The organism is Kaistia algarum (assembly GCF_026343945.1).
Lineage (GTDB): Bacteria > Pseudomonadota > Alphaproteobacteria > Rhizobiales > Kaistiaceae > Kaistia > Kaistia algarum.
On the sequence record NZ_JAPKNJ010000003.1, the window covers coordinates 541,512 to 555,835 of the forward strand.

At 65.0% G+C, this 14,324-nt stretch carries 15 protein-coding genes and 1 other RNA gene; 12 read left to right on the forward strand and 4 right to left on the reverse strand.

Going from position 1 to position 14,324, the window contains the following annotated elements; all coding sequences use genetic code 11:
• Positions 1 to 106 precede the first annotated feature (106 nt).
• Together OSH05_RS20800 and ssrA are read right to left on the reverse strand one after the other, a co-directional pair.
• The gene (locus OSH05_RS20800; RefSeq protein WP_104218197.1) at positions 107 to 631 is read right to left on the reverse strand and encodes an SspB family protein; all 525 of its coding nucleotides are present in this window, start codon (positions 629 to 631) and stop codon (positions 107 to 109) included.
• 45 nt (positions 632 to 676) lie between these two features.
• Positions 677 to 1,044: a transfer-messenger RNA gene (ssrA, locus tag OSH05_RS20805) on the reverse strand.
• A 199-nt stretch (positions 1,045 to 1,243) separates the two neighbouring features.
• On the opposite strand from ssrA, the gene OSH05_RS20810 reads away from it, so the two are divergent.
• Positions 1,244 to 2,278, forward strand: coding sequence for a MerR family transcriptional regulator (locus tag OSH05_RS20810; RefSeq protein WP_104217761.1), 1,035 nt, complete (start codon positions 1,244 to 1,246; stop codon positions 2,276 to 2,278).
• A gap of 13 nt (positions 2,279 to 2,291) precedes the next feature.
• Here the strand turns inward: OSH05_RS20810 and OSH05_RS20815 are convergent, their stop codons facing one another.
• A complete protein-coding gene (locus OSH05_RS20815; RefSeq protein ID WP_407660434.1) occupies positions 2,292 to 2,933 on the reverse strand; it encodes a TetR/AcrR family transcriptional regulator in 642 nt (213 codons plus the stop codon).
• Between the two features lie 248 nt (positions 2,934 to 3,181).
• Here OSH05_RS20815 and OSH05_RS20820 point away from each other — a divergent pair, with 248 nt between their 5' ends.
• The 10 genes from OSH05_RS20820 (at position 3,182) to OSH05_RS20865 (ending at position 12,041) form a co-directional block, all read left to right on the forward strand.
• A complete protein-coding gene (locus tag OSH05_RS20820) occupies positions 3,182 to 4,399 on the forward strand; it encodes a multidrug effflux MFS transporter (RefSeq protein ID WP_104217759.1) in 1,218 nt (405 codons plus the stop codon).
• A gap of 113 nt (positions 4,400 to 4,512) precedes the next feature.
• On the forward strand, positions 4,513 to 5,307 hold the full coding sequence (locus OSH05_RS20825) for a thymidylate synthase (protein ID WP_104217758.1): 795 nt from the start codon (positions 4,513 to 4,515) through the stop codon (positions 5,305 to 5,307).
• 84 nt (positions 5,308 to 5,391) lie between these two features.
• Positions 5,392 to 6,393, forward strand: coding sequence for a DUF4424 domain-containing protein (locus OSH05_RS20830; protein ID WP_104217757.1), 1,002 nt, complete (start codon positions 5,392 to 5,394; stop codon positions 6,391 to 6,393).
• Positions 6,390 to 6,893 carry a GNAT family N-acetyltransferase gene (locus OSH05_RS20835; RefSeq protein WP_266352892.1) on the forward strand — a complete coding sequence of 168 codons (504 nt, stop codon included), beginning with the start codon at positions 6,390 to 6,392 and terminating at the stop codon, positions 6,891 to 6,893. The genes OSH05_RS20830 and OSH05_RS20835 overlap by 4 nt, the downstream gene beginning before the upstream one ends.
• A 56-nt stretch (positions 6,894 to 6,949) precedes the next feature.
• On the forward strand, positions 6,950 to 7,462 hold the full coding sequence (locus OSH05_RS20840) for a TIGR00645 family protein (protein WP_104217756.1): 513 nt from the start codon (positions 6,950 to 6,952) through the stop codon (positions 7,460 to 7,462).
• Positions 7,449 to 7,973 carry a dihydrofolate reductase gene (locus tag OSH05_RS20845; protein WP_165801482.1) on the forward strand — a complete coding sequence of 175 codons (525 nt, stop codon included), beginning with the start codon at positions 7,449 to 7,451 and terminating at the stop codon, positions 7,971 to 7,973. The genes OSH05_RS20840 and OSH05_RS20845 overlap by 14 nt, the downstream gene beginning before the upstream one ends.
• 133 nt (positions 7,974 to 8,106) lie before the next feature.
• A complete protein-coding gene (gene hflK, locus OSH05_RS20850; protein ID WP_104217755.1) occupies positions 8,107 to 9,243 on the forward strand; it encodes an FtsH protease activity modulator HflK in 1,137 nt (378 codons plus the stop codon).
• On the forward strand, positions 9,240 to 10,172 hold the full coding sequence (gene hflC / locus OSH05_RS20855) for a protease modulator HflC (protein ID WP_104217754.1): 933 nt from the start codon (positions 9,240 to 9,242) through the stop codon (positions 10,170 to 10,172). Before hflK ends, hflC begins: the two co-directional genes overlap by 4 nt.
• Positions 10,169 to 10,360, forward strand: coding sequence for a DUF2065 domain-containing protein (locus OSH05_RS20860; RefSeq protein WP_104217753.1), 192 nt, complete (start codon positions 10,169 to 10,171; stop codon positions 10,358 to 10,360). The genes hflC and OSH05_RS20860 overlap by 4 nt, the downstream gene beginning before the upstream one ends.
• Before the next feature lie 133 nt (positions 10,361 to 10,493).
• On the forward strand, positions 10,494 to 12,041 hold the full coding sequence (locus OSH05_RS20865) for a DegQ family serine endoprotease (RefSeq protein WP_407660435.1): 1,548 nt from the start codon (positions 10,494 to 10,496) through the stop codon (positions 12,039 to 12,041).
• 149 nt (positions 12,042 to 12,190) lie between these two features.
• Here OSH05_RS20865 and OSH05_RS20870 read toward each other — a convergent pair whose 3' ends face one another.
• Entirely contained in the window at positions 12,191 to 12,961 is a 771-nt protein-coding gene (locus OSH05_RS20870; RefSeq protein WP_104217752.1) for an alpha/beta fold hydrolase, read from the reverse strand.
• A 228-nt stretch (positions 12,962 to 13,189) separates the two neighbouring features.
• Here OSH05_RS20870 and OSH05_RS20875 point away from each other — a divergent pair, with 228 nt between their 5' ends.
• Positions 13,190 to 14,152, forward strand: coding sequence for an AraC family transcriptional regulator (locus OSH05_RS20875; RefSeq protein ID WP_266352894.1), 963 nt, complete (start codon positions 13,190 to 13,192; stop codon positions 14,150 to 14,152).
• Positions 14,153 to 14,324 lie beyond the last annotated feature (172 nt).

The window sequence follows — 14,324 nt, forward strand, 5'->3', positions numbered from 1 at the left end:
CACCGCCCATGGGCGGTCAGACTTGGATCGAATCGCTCCGGCGAACCCATAAGGGCCACCTGGGTGATGACAGTCTTATGACAGGGAGCTCGTTTGCCGGACGCGTTCAGTTCTTCTTGCGGAAGGCGTCGAGGCGGACGATCTGGGCTTCGCCGGGGCGTTCCTCGCTCACCGCCGGTTCGGGCTCGGCTGCTTCCGGCGCGGCGTCAAGCACCAGAGATGAATTTTCCAGCGCCTCGATCTCGCGGTCAGCCTCGTCAGCCTCTTCGCCGGCCTGTGCCGATTCGAATTGCAGGCCGAACTGGACGGAGGGGTCGAGGAAGCTCTTCACGGCGGCGAATGGAACGAGCAGGCGCTCGGGCACGCCGTTGAAGGAAAGGCCGACCTCGAAGGAATGTTCGCTGACCGAGAGGTCCCAATATTGATGCTGGAGGACGATCGTCATGTCCTCGGGATATTGGGCCAGCATTCGTGTCGAGATGCGCACGCCGGGGGCGCGGGTCTCGAAGGTGATGTAGAAATGGTGCTCGCCGGGAAGACCCGTCTTCGCCACTTCGGCCAGGACCTTGCGAACAACGCCGCGGAGCGCGTCCTGGGCCAGAATGTCGTAGCGGATCAGATCTTCGGGCATTTTTCTATCCGTCTTGCGGGCGGCGTTCCGGCCGCCAGTCGCGAAAGTGGAGGCTTCTGTTGCCAGGTGCCTCCGAACCCCGCCTTACAGTGCTACCCGCAAGGACTTCAATTTCGGTACTGGAACCGCTTACGCGGCAACAGCCACCGGAGCATAGTTGTCATTCGCAACTATAGGTTTGGTCCGATATCGGCGGTACCATGCCGAGCAAAAGAACACCCTTTACGCCCTCGTCGATCCTATTTCGCCCCCGCCGGAGACCACCCGCTTGTTCGCGGTGGCCGATGGGCTCGGGTGGAGGCGCCGGGTACCGCCCCCGGGTCCGATAGGTTTATTTCGGTGACCGTTTATCGCCATAGCCGGCTTGCGCCGGCAGAGGAGATATAGGGGATCGGGAGCGGAGTGAAAAGGGATGCGGCTGACCAATCGCCGTGTTGGTAGGCCTTTGTCTTTGCCGACCGAAGGGCTCGGCCAAATGCCGGGCTCGCCCAATGTCTCGTCAGGCGGTAGCGCGGCGCCGGTGAGCCTATTTCGGCGTCGCACGGCCCGACTTGACCCGGCCCCTGCGGCCGGCCCGATAAGGATGGCGGTCCGTAGCCGAAGAGGTGATTCGTGCGCTCTCCCGCCCCATTCCTGAGCCCTTCCCAAGCTGCCAGGCAGCTTGGCGTTTCCCCCAAGGCCCTGCGGCTCTACGAGCAGCGCGGTCTGGTAACGCCGGCCCGCACAGCGGCCGGATATCGCGCCTACGCGCCCGCCGAGATCAATCGAGCCGCCGAGATTGTCGCCTTGCGCAGGCTGGGGCTTAGCCTCGCACAAGTGGCGAGGGTGTTGGGTGGCGACGCCGAAGATCTGGGGCCGGCACTCGCCAACCATCAGAAGACGCTGGAGGACCGTGGCCGCGAACTGGCCGTCACGGTGGAGAAAGTGAAGCGGCTGCGGGCCGATCTTGCCCAGGGAAAAGCGCCGGCGGCAGGCGAACTTTCCCGCCTGCTGGGGACCCCGGCGAAGGCCGGTGTAGCCCTCGAGCTTCCATGGCCCTGGGGCGGCGAGCGCTTCGAGTTGCATGACATCCGGGCGCTGAACTTCATCGTCGGCCCGCTCGGCAGTGGCAAGACCCGTTTCGCCGAGCGGTTGGCACAGGCGTTGCCCGGGGCGACCTTGCTCGGTCTCGACCGGGCGGCGGATGGCGGTGCGGCGGCGAGGGCGCGGATGGAGGCCGATCCGAGCCTTCGATCGCGAATCGACGCCAGCCTGACCTGGCTCGTCGGGGAGGGCGCCATGCGATCCGAAGCCCTCGTCGCTCTCCTCGCCGGGCTGGAGGCCGCAGAGCCGACAGCCGTGGTCGTCGATATGGTGGAGCAGGGGCTGGACCATGCCACCCAGGAAGCGCTGGTGGCTCACCTGCGCCGGCGAGAAAGTCCGGCCCGTCCGCTGTTCCTGATGACGCGCTCCAGCGCGATCCTCGATCTGGCGGCGGTCGGCGCCGATGAGATCATCCTGTTCTGTCCGGCCAATCACAGCCCGCCTACCGTGGTCGCTCCCTATCCCGGCTCGCCCGGTTACGAGGCCGTCGCCACTTGCCTTGCCTCGCCCGACGTGCGGGCTCGGACCGAGGGCGTCATCGCCTGGCGGCCTCGGACGGCGTAGCGAGCGGCCGTGGTTATTGCGCCAGCATGGCGGACTGGACGGACGCCGAGTCATCGCGGCGCGGTCCTGCGGCGGTGCCGAAGGCTGCCAGAAAGGTGCGCACGCCGGTTCGCGCCGCAGCATGCATTTCCGCTTCGGTGGGCGCGCCGCCGAAGAGAGTGATCATCTGGATGTCGGCATAGATGAGCGCCATGAACTGGCGGGCGGCGCGTTCCGGATCGTCGATCCGGAGCAGGCCGGCATGATCAAGGCCGGCGAGGCGAGCGCCGATCAGCGCCCAGGCCTTGCCGGGCCCGTCCTGGCGCCAGGTAGCGAAGAGCTCCGGATAGCGCTCGCCCTCCGCCTCGATCAGGCGGCGCAGCGCCTTGCCGTCGCGGTTGCACAGGCAATTGCGGATGAGACGCAGCGCGAAGTCCGCGAGTTCGGCCTCCAGATCGATGGGTCGATCGGGAAAGCTGGCTATCAGCTGATAGAGGCCGGCATTGGAGCGCTCCGTGAGGTCACGCACCACGGCGAGGAAGAGCTGCTCCTTGTCGCCATAGTGATTATAGATGGTCTGCCGCGAGACACAGGCGCGCGCCGCGATGCCGTCGATGCTGGTCGCGGCATATCCTTCCCGCGCGAACGACTCCTCCGCCGCTTCCGTGATCGACAAGCGCTTGGCGCATTGCCCATAGGCGGAGACCCGTGAAGAATTTGCGTCGCGTGAAATTTTCATGACCGAACGATAGGGGGGCTTGACGTTTTAGACAAGAGTGTCCAAAAATCTGGACAACAAAACCTATTGGGTGAGCGACGCGTTGCGTCCCGCTGCCTCCGCCCATGGATCCTGCACCACCTCAATCGGTCTGCGACAGCCATCGGCGCTGCGCGGCCGATTTTTCGCTTCGAAGGAATTTCTCCATGGACCGCTCTGTCTTGCGATTCGCCGTCGTCCTCGGCCTGCTGAGTGCCATCGGGCCCTTCGCCATCGACATGTATCTGCCAGCCCTGCCTTCGATCGGCGCAGATCTCAAGGCCGATAATACCGCGGTCCAGATGAGCCTGATGGCCTTTTTCCTGTCGCTCGGTTTCGGCCAGTTGGTCTATGGCCCGGTCTCCGACATGGTCGGGCGCAAGCCGCCGCTCTATTTCGGCCTCGCCCTCTTCATGGTCGGCAGCATCGGCTGCGCGCTGTCGCCGTCGATCGACGTGCTGATCGCCTTCCGCTTCGTGCAGGGGCTCGGCGCCTGCGCCGGCATGGTCGTGCCGCGCGCCGTGGTGCGCGATCTGCACACCGGCGCCGAGGCGGCGCGGCTCATGTCGCTTCTGATGCTGGTATTTTCCGTCTCGCCGATCCTCGCCCCGCTCTCGGGCAGCGCCGTGATCGCGCTCGCCGGCTGGCGCGGCGTGTTCTGGGTCGTGCTCGGCGCGGCGGTTCTCGGCGTCGTGCTGCTCGCTCTGGCGCTGCCGGAAACGCGGCCGGTCGCCGAGCGGCGCGAGAGCAGCATGACAGGAGCGATCCAGGCCTATGGCTACCTGCTGCGCGACCGGCATTTTCTCGGTCTCGTCTTCATCGGCGCGTTCGGTATAGCGAGCTTCTTCGCCTTCCTGGCCAATTCCTCCTTCGTGATGATCGAGCACTATGGCCTGACGCCGACGCAGTACAGCTTCGCTTTCTCGGTGAACGCGGTGTCCTTCATCGGCGTCTCGCAATTCGCCGGCCCGATCGGGGCGCGCTTCGGAATGGTGCCGATGATGCGCTGGGCCGTCCTTGGTTATGCGGCCACGATGGTGCTGCTGCTCGCCCTGTTCCTGCTCGGCATCAGCGCGCTGCCGGTCCTGCTGGTGCTGCTGTTCGTCGGCTTCGGCTTTCTCGGCCTCGTCATCCCGAGCTCGGCCGTGCTCGCCCTCGATGCGCATGGCCCGATCGCCGGTACGGCCTCGGCGCTGATGGGCACGTTGCAGTTCGGTGCCGGCGCCGTCGTCATGGCGATCGTCGGGCTGTTCTTGAATGGAACCGCCCTGCCGATGGTGGTGGGCATCGCTGGCGCCGCGCTGGTCTCGCTGACGCTGACGCAGCTGACGCTCGGCGGCGCGGCCGGTCGGCGCCTCAGAGCCCAGGAAGCCCCGGCAGAATAGGCGCGCCGCGCCTTATCGGCCGGCCCCGGCTGGGGGTAACGAATGGCGGAGGGCGCTCCGGCGCCCTTTTCCTTGTATGATGCGACGACGATTCCGCGAGCGGACCGCAAGCCATGCGCCAATATCTCAACCTCATGGATCTCGTGCTGAAGACGGGCGCGGTCAAAACCGACCGAACCGGCACCGGCACGCTGTCGATCTTCGGCCATCAGATGCGCTTCGATCTCGCCGACGGGTTTCCTGTCGTGACGACCAAGAAGCTGCATCTGAAGTCGATCATCCACGAACTGCTCTGGTTCATCCGGGGCGACACGAACGTCCGATATCTTCGCGATAATGGCGTGACGATCTGGGACGAATGGGCCGACGAGAACGGTGATCTCGGCCCGGTGTATGGCGCGCAATGGCGCTCCTGGCCGGCGCCGGACGGCCGCAAGATCGACCAGCTTGGCGAGGTCATCGAGGCGATCCGCAAACGCCCGGATTCGCGCCGCCTGATCGTCTCGGCCTGGAACCCGGCCGAAGTCGACCAGATGGCGCTGCCGCCCTGCCATATGATGTTCCAGTTCTACGTCGCCGATGGCCGGCTCTCCTGCCAGCTCTACCAGCGCTCGGCCGACATCTTCCTGGGCGTGCCGTTCAACATCGCCTCCTATGCGCTGCTGACGCTGATGGTGGCGCAGGTCTCCGGGCTTGAGCCGGGCGACTTCGTGCACACGCTCGGCGACGCGCATCTCTATTCCAACCATCTCGACCAGGCGCGCGAGCAGCTCTCGCGAGAGCCCCGCGCCTTGCCGGTCATGAAGCTCAATCCGGCGGTGAAGCGGATCGAGGATTTCCGGTTCGAGGATTTCGAATTGGTCGGCTACGAGCCGCATCCGGCGATCCGGGCGAAGGTCGCGGTGTAGGATCGATCTGTGGCGACCGTCACATCGGCGGGGTGGACTGCGTTATAGATCGAGGCGTGGATTCCCCGCGACCCGAGGATCGTCATGCGCGCCGCGCCTTTTGCTCTTGCCGCCTGCCTTCTCGCCGCCCCGGCTTTCGCCAATGATTCGACGGCGGAACTGGGCGCTGGCGGTCTCGCTTATGTGACGACCGAGGCGGTGCAGATGAAGTCGGAGGACCTGTTCATCTCGATGGACGAGGTGAGGGTCCGCTATGCGTTCGAGAATGTTTCGGACCAGGACGTGACCTCTCTCGTCGCCTTCCCGATGCCGGACATCAAGGGCGACGTCGATTTCATGGAATCGGTACCGGTCGATGATCCGCTCAATTTCCTCGGCTTCCGGACAACGGTCGACGGCCAGCCGGTCGAGGCAAGCGTGCAGCAGCGCGTGACCTCGCTCGGCATCGATCAGACGGCCTATCTGACGTCGCTCGGCATTCCGCTCGCCCCGCAGAACCCAGCGACGCGGGCGGCGCTCGACAAGCTTCCGCCCGAAAAATGGGAGGAGTTGATCCATCTTGGTCTGGTCGCCGTCGACGAGTTCGACCAGGGGCAGGGCTGGGAGAAGCATCTGGCACCGATGTGGCTGCTCCAGACCGCCTATTACTGGCAGCAGACCTTCCCGGCGAAGAAGACCCTCATCGTGGAGCATATCTACAAGCCGAGCGTCGGCATGACTTCGGGCGTGACCTTCGCCTCGCCAGAGAGCCGCAAGGAGGCCTTCTTCCAGGACTATGAGCGCAAATATTGCATCGACAAGGCGTTCCTTGCCGCGACCGACAAGGTCATGGGGCAGGGTTCGGGAAGCGACTATATGATGGAACACCGTCTCGACTATATCCTGACGACGGCGGCGAACTGGGCCGGCTCGATCTCGAAGTTTCACCTGACCGTCGACAAGGGCGCGGCGGCGAACCTCGTATCGTTCTGCGGCGACGGCGTGAAGAAGACAGGACCGACGACGTTTGAGCTGAGCGCCGACGACTACTATCCCGAGAAAGACCTGCACATCCTGATCCTGGCCCGGCCGGAGACGACGCCGTGAGCCGCGCCGGGGTGACAATTCGTCCGGCCCGGCCGGGAGAGGCGGGACTGGTGCTCGATTTCGTCCGCGCGCTCGCCGACTACGAGAAGCTGGCGCATGAGGTCGAAGCTGACGAGGCGGCGATCGATGCGGCGCTGTTCGGCGCGGCGCCGCGCGTCTTTTGCGACATCGCCGAATGGGCTGGCAAACCGGCCGGCTTTGCGCTCTGGTTCTATTCCTACTCCACGTTTCGCGGGGCGCACGGGATCTATCTGGAGGACCTCTTCGTCCACCCCGAATTTCGCGGAAAAGGCATCGGCAAGGCGTTGCTGCAGCATCTGGCGCGCCGCTGCGTCACCGAGGGATTGGCGCGCTTCGAATGGCAGGTGCTCGACTGGAACACGCCGTCGATCGCCTTCTACGAGGCGCAGGGGGCGAGGCGCCATCCCGAGTGGCAGCGCTGCCGGCTCGACGGCGAGGCGCTTTTTGCCTTTGCCGGCACGGAGCCTCTGGCGGTCTGACGCGAAAGCCGCCATATGCTGGCCGCTACGACAGACCCCATATCCGGAGCCTTGCCGTGAAGAAAGTCGAAACTTGGATCGAGAGCGTGCTGCTCGCCAGCCGCTGGATCCTTGTCGTGTTCAATTTCGGCCTTGCGGCGGCGCTTGCCGTCTATGCCGTCTCCTTCATCTTCAAATTCATCAAGGTCGTGCAGGGCGTGTTCGTTCTCGATGAGAGCGAAATGATCCTGTCGATGCTGAGCCTGATCGACGCCACGCTCGTCGCCAGCCTCATCCTGATGGTTATGATTTCGAGCTACGAGAACTATGTCAGCCGCCTCGACAATGCCGAGGTGCAGCTTTCCTGGCTCGGCAAGCTCGATGCCGGCAGCCTCAAGATCAAGGTCGCCTCCTCGATCGTCGCGATTTCGTCGATCCACCTGCTGCAGGTGTTCCTGAATGCCGACCACTATGACAACAACAAGATCATGTGGTTCGTCATCCTGCACATGACCTTCGTGATATCGGCACTGCTGCTCGGCGTGCTCGACCGCATTACCTCCAAGGGCGATTCGCATGGAAAACCGTGACCCGCTGCGCATATCGCTGATCGCGGCGGTCGCCGACAACGGCGTCATCGGGCGGGACGGCGCCATGCCGTGGAAGCTCTCGACCGATCTTCGCCGGTTCAAGTCGATCACCATGGGCAAGCCGGTGATCATGGGGCGCAAGACGTTTGAATCGATAGGCCGTGCGCTGCCGGGCCGGATCAACATCGTAATCAGCCGGCGCGGATTTCAGGGGGCAGGCGACATCGTCGTAGTGCCGACGCTGGATTCGGCCGTCTCGGCCGCCATCGCCGCCGGGGCGGCTTCCGACATGGTCGAGGGGGTCGTGATCGGCGGCGGCGAAATCTACCGCGAATTCATGCCTCAGGCGCGGCGGCTCTACATCACCCATGTCGCGCTCTCGCCGGATGGCGACGCACATTTTCCGGCAATCGATCCGTCGACATGGCAGGTCGTTTCATCCGAAGATGTCCCGGCCGGACCAGGCGATACGGCGGCCAGCCGTTTCGTCGTCTATGAGAAGGCCGCCTGAGCGCGGTTATCGTTGACAGTCGAGCGGGCGCACCCCACTTCTGGCGTCGCTGCCCGCACTGCGGTATGGCCGGACGGTGGTGCTTCCGTGAGAAGCGCCGCCCGACCGATAGAACGCGATCGAAGGAGAAGAGATGCCCTGGAGCAACCAGACGGGCGGCGGTGGCGGTTGGAAGGGGGGCGGCAATAATGGCGGCCCCTGGGGACAGGGCCCTCGCAGCAGCGGACCCAATCCGCCGGACCTCGAGGAGCTTCTTCGCCGCAGCCAGGACAAGCTGAAGCGTGTGCTTCCCGGTGGTGGTGGCGGTTCGAGGGGGGCCTTCAACCCCGTCGTGGCGCTCATCGTGCTTGTCGCCGTCGTCGCCTTCCTCGGCTACAATTTCTTCACCTTCCGCGTCGACGCCAACCAGGTCGGCCTCGTGCTGCGCTTCGGCCAGTTCGACCGCCAGGTCGGCCCGGGCCTCTCCTTCCGCCTGCCTTATCCGATCGAGACCGTCTATACGCCGTCGGTCACCGAAGTGCGCCAGACGACGGTCGGCTCCATTCCCGGCGCTTCGGGCGGCCGCGATGCCTCCGCCGAGAGCCTTATGCTCACCGGCGACGAGAATATCGTCGACATTGATTTCTCTGTGCAGTGGGTGATCAACAACGCCCGCGACTACCAGTTCAACGTCCAGAACGTGGAAGGTACAGTCAAGGCGACGGCGGAGAGCGCCATGCGCGAGGTCATCGGACGTTCCGATGTCGAGCGCGTGCTCACCGAAGAGCGCCTCGGCATCCAGACCCAGGTCCAGGACCTGATCCAGCAGCGGCTCAACCAGTATGGAGCCGGTGTGCAGATCACGCAGGTCCAGTTGCTCAACGCCAGCCCACCGCCGGAAGTCATCGATGCGTTCCGCGATGTGCAGGCGGCCGAGCAGGATCAGGACCGTCTGCGCAACGAAGCGCAGACTTACGCCAATCGCGTTCTTCCGGGCGCCCGCGGCCAGGCTTCGCAGATCGTCGAAGCCGCCAATGCCTATCGTGACCAGATCATCGCGATCGCCAAGGGTCAGGCCGATCGTTTCGTCAAGGTCTACGAATCCTACAAGGTCGCCCCCGACCTGACGCGTCAGCGCATGTATCTGGAGACCATGGCCAACATCCTCGCCAATTCCGACAAGGTGGTCATCGACGAGAAATCCGGCAACGGTGTCGTTCCCTATCTGCCGCTTCCCGCGCTCACAGGCGCTCCGGCCCCATCGGGCGCTAATGCGGGAGTGAAGCCATGAAGGGCGGAATTTTCGGCGGCCTCGGCGTCGTCATCCTGATCGTCCTCGCCGTCCTCGGTTATACGAGCCTCTTCGTCGTCGACCAGACGCAGCAGGGTCTCGTGCTGCGCTTCGGCCGTCCGGTGCGCGTCGTCGAAGAGCCGGGGCTCTACTTCAAGGTCCCGCTGGTCGACAATGTGGTGTTGATCGACAATCGTCTGCTCGACATCGACTCGCAGCCGATCGAGGTCATTGCGCGCGACCGCAAGCGTCTCGTCGTCGACGCCTTCGGTCGCTATAAGATCGTCGACCCGCTGCTGTTCTACCAGGCGGCCGGCTCGATCGATGCGGCAGAGCAGCGCCTCGCCGTGATCCTGAACTCGGCCATACGCGGCGCGGTTGGCCAGATGGACTTCTCCAACATCGTTCGCGATGGTCGTGCGGGGCTGATGGACAGCATCACGCGGCAGGTCAATGCCGAGGGTCAGCGTCTGGGCATCGACGTCGTCGACGTGCGCATTCGCCGTGCCGATCTGCCGGCGGCGAACAGCGCCGCGGTGTTCCAGCGCATGCAGACCGAGCGCCAGCGCGAGGCGACCGACATTCGCTCGCGCGGCGAGCAGGAGGCGAAGACGATCCGCGCCCAGGCCGACCGCCAGGCGACCGTCATCGTCGCCGAGGCGAACCAGCAGGCCGAAGAACTGCGCGGCGACGGCGATGCCCAGGTGAACCGCACCTTCGCGGCCGCCTACGGGCAGGACCCGGATTTCTTCGCCTTCTTCCGCTCGATGCAGGCCTATACGGATGCGTTCAAGGGGGACACGACCCGGCTGGTCATCTCACCGGATTCGGCCTTCTTCCGCTTCTTCAAGGACCCATCGGCGGCTGGAGTCAATCGTCCGGCACCTCCGGTCGCGGCGCCTGCCGCCCCGGCGGCCGCCGCTCCATGATCGATCTGGTCGCGGCTATCGGTCTTGTCCTCGTGATCGAGGGCGCCTTTTATGCAGGGCTGCCCTCGGTCGCGAAGGCCATGATGCGTCAGGGGGTCGAGGCCCCCGACCAGACGTTGCGGCTTTGCGGCCTCGCGGCACTCGCCCTCGGGGTGGGTGTCGTCTGGCTGGCGCGCGTCTCGGCCTGACGCTTTCGCGCTCGATTGAAACGCGCCTTTCTCCGACCTAGTTTTCCTTTCATCTTTTCGGGCAAGATGCGCCGTGCCGCCTGAGGAGGCGTCCAGCCGTCCCGCATGGCGCGGGGCGAACAGGGAGAGACCGATGCAAGCGTTTGCGAGCCGCCCTGTCGACGACGGTGCGACGAGGCGGCGGGGCGGGGGCATGGCGTTGCTGCGCCGCGCGGCGCTGGCGGTCTTCATCGCCACCGGCTTTCCGGCAGCTGCCTTCGCGCATGGACCCGACTCGGTCGCCGATCTTGCCGCCGGGCTGCTCGATTCGGTCGTCAATATCTCGACCTCGCAAACGGTCGAGGGAACGCGCGGCGGACCGGTGCCCCCCTCGCCGGAGGGGCTGCCGTTCCAGGAATTCTTCAACGAGTTCTTCAAGAAGCCCAAAGGCAAAGACGGCGCCGCAGAGCCGCCGCCGCGCCGCGTCCAGTCGCTCGGCTCGGGCTTCGTCGTCGATGCGTCCGGCATCATTATCACCAATAATCACGTCATCGAGGATGCCGACGAGATCGTCGCCAATTTCTCCGATGGCTCGAAGCTAACGGCGACGCTGATCGGCAAGGACGAGAAGAGCGATCTCGCCGTCCTTCAGGTCAAGCCGAAGCCAGGCAAGCCGCTCAAGGCGCTGAAATTCGGCGATTCCGACAAGATGCGCGTCGGCGACTGGGTGATGGCGATCGGCAATCCGTTCGGCCTCGGCGGCACGGTGACGCTCGGCATCGTCTCGGCGCGTAACCGCGACATCAATTCCGGCCCCTATGACAATTTCATCCAGACCGACGCCGCCATCAATCGCGGCAATTCGGGCGGGCCGCTGTTCAACATGGAAGGCGAGGTCATCGGCATCAATACGGCGATCATCTCGCCGTCGGGCGGCTCGATCGGCATCGGCTTCGCCATCCCCTCCGATGCTGCCATCCATGTCGTCGACCAGTTGCGCCAATTTGGCGAGACGCGGCGCGGCTGGATCGGCGTGCGCATCCAGCAGGTCACCGACGAGATCGCCGACAGCCTCTCCATGGGCTCGCCGCGCGGCGCGCTTGTCGCCGGCATCACCGACAAGGGCCCAGCCGACGAGGCGAAGCTGGAGCCGGGCGACGTCATCATTTCGTTCGACGGCAAGCCCGTGACCGAGATGCGCGATCTGCCACGCCTCGTCGCCGATGCGATGATCGACCAGACCGTCGATCTGGTGGTGGTGCGCAAGGGCGCGGAGCTGACGCTGCAGATCAAGGTCGGCCGCCTCGCCGAGGCCGAGCCGGCAGCCGACGACGCGGCGCCCGCGCCGGACAAGGAAACCCCGCCCGCGCCGGAGCCGCCCAAGTCGGAGCAACCGGCTGAGGCCCCCGTGCTGGGGCTGACGCTGGCCGAGCTGACGGCGGACCTGCGCGAGCGCTATTCGGTCCGCCCCGAGGTCGAGGGCGTCGTGGTAACCGACATCGCCGCCGGCAGCAGCGCCGAGGAAAAGGGCATCACGGTGGGCGAAGTCATCGTCGAAGTGGCCCAGGAACCCGTTGCCAAACCGCAGGACGTGACGGCCCGCATCGACCAGCTCAAGAAAGACGGCCGCAAGCTGGCGCAACTCCTCATCGCCAGCTCGACGGGCGAATTGCGGTTCGTGTCGCTGGCACTGGATCCGTAGGGGCGCTCCAACCCGCCCCTTGAGGGAGGGTCAAAACCGCGAGAGCGGATTTGGGGAGGGGCTCGCTTCGGCGAAAGACTGATTTTCGACTCCAGCCACCGCCGGGAGCGGGGGACGTTGCCTCCCGGCGATGGCATTGATCTCTGCGATCAGTTGGCGCCGGCAGCGGCCTCGATGACCGCGGCGACCTCGGCGGCATGAGAGGCCAGCGAGGCGTGGCTGCCGTCGACTTTCGTCACCTTGGCATTGATGCGCCCGGCGAAGAATTCCTGCGCATGCGGGTCGAGAACGAGGTCCTTCGTGCTGAGGACGTACCAGCTCGGCTTGTCGTGCCACGCCGCGACGGTGGCCGGTGCATCGAACGCGGTGTGGTTGATCGGCATCTGGTGAGCCGCCAGATGCTCGCCGACCGCCTTGGGAAGGTCGCCAGCGACGGCGCCCGGGAACACCGCCGGGTCGATCGTCAGATAGCCCTTGCTGTCGGGACGGATCGCCGCGGTGCCCGGCGTGGCCGGCCCGCTCGCCGCCAGGGCCGAAACGCTTTCGCCCTTTTCGGGTGCGAAGGCCGAGACGTAGACGAGCGCCTTGACCTTGGCGTTGTCGCCGGCCTCTCCGATTACAACGCCGCCCCAGGAATGGCCCACGAGAACCACCGGCCCGTTCTGTGCGTCGAGCACGGCTTCGGTGGCGGCCACATCGTCGGCCAGCGAAGTCAGGGGGTTCTTGACGGCCGTCACGGTGTAGCCCTTGGCGGCGAGGATGGCGGCGACGCCGTCCCAGCTCGACTCGTCCACGAAGGCGCCATGCACGAGAACGATGTTCTTGATGGTGTCCGCCGGCAGGGTCGCCGCGGCGAAGGCCGGGGCGGCGCCCAGCATGGCAGTCGAGAGCATCAGGGCGGACATGAGAAGGGTCTTCATTGTCAATCTCCAGGTCAGGCGCTTCGGCGCCGGTTCATGTCGGGTCGGACTGTCTGCAATATCCTGAGGAGTGCCTTCCGTTGTTCCGCAACTCCGGCTATCCTCACTATTACTCTGATTTGTTTGACTTAATCCGTTTCCGAAGACGCCCCTAACCTAGGATGTCGTGCCATGAGTGACCATGACCGGGACCCCGCAATGCATGCTCGATCGTCCAGAGTTGCGAGCATGCTGGCCGCCCGGATCGACCTGCTCTCGCAAATGCTCGACCTGGTAAGGCTGCGCGGCGAACTGGTTTTCTCGATCGATCTCGCCCACCCTTGGGCGCTGCGCTTCCAGCCGGGATCTGCCTATTTCTTCGTTGTTCTCGAAGGAGGGCTCACCGTCGAGGTGGCCGGGGAACCGCCCGTCGAGGCGATAGCGGGAGACCTGGTGATGCTGCCTCGCGGCGTCGGCCACGTCCTGACCGATGGCGGCGGCGCGGATCCGGCGAACGCCGACCACATGATGGATGCGCAGTTCACGAACGAGCGCTTCGGTCTCCGCCATGGCGGCAACGGGCGGCCGACCCGGCTCATCGGCGGCGCGTTCCATTTCGAGAGCACGGCCGTGCCTTGGGTCGTCTCGGCGCTGCCCGCCGTCATCCATATCGAGAAGTCGGGTGGACAGACCGGGGGATGGCTCGAGGGACTGGCCCATTTCATGATGATGGAAGCCCAGACCGTCTATCCGGGCTCTTCGGTCATGATCTCCCGACTCATCGATGTGCTGATCATCCGCGTGATCCGGACATGGGCGCAGACGAGAAATCCTAATGACGCTGGATGGCTGGGCGCATTGGCCGACCCGCGCATCAGCCGGGCTCTCAAATGCATCCACGACGAGCCGTTTCGGACGTGGAACGTCGCCGACCTCGCGAGCGCCGTCGGAATGTCCCGCTCCAGCTTTGCCGACCGCTTCTCGCAACTGGTCAAGGAGGGGCCGCTGTCCTACCAGACCCGTTGGCGCCTGACGCTGGCGCACGGGTTGCTACGACAGGCCAACGCACGCGTCGGCGATGTGGCGCGGCAGGTCGGATACAATTCCGAAGCAGCTTTCAGCCGCGCCTTCAAGTCCCAGTTCGGTGTACCACCCGTCGATCTCAGGGCAACCGGTCAAGGTGCCAGGTTACCGTTCACCGGAACGCAATAGCCAGGATCTCTTTCCGGGGTGAATGTCGCACCGGATGACCGCTCTTGGCATAGAGAGACAAATCTTGCTCGCACCACAGATGGCCAGAAGACGGTCGTTTTCAGAGCGGCCCACCAGGCCATCCACCCCCAACTTGCCCTGGCGCCCAAAACCCGCTCACATATCTCTTAAG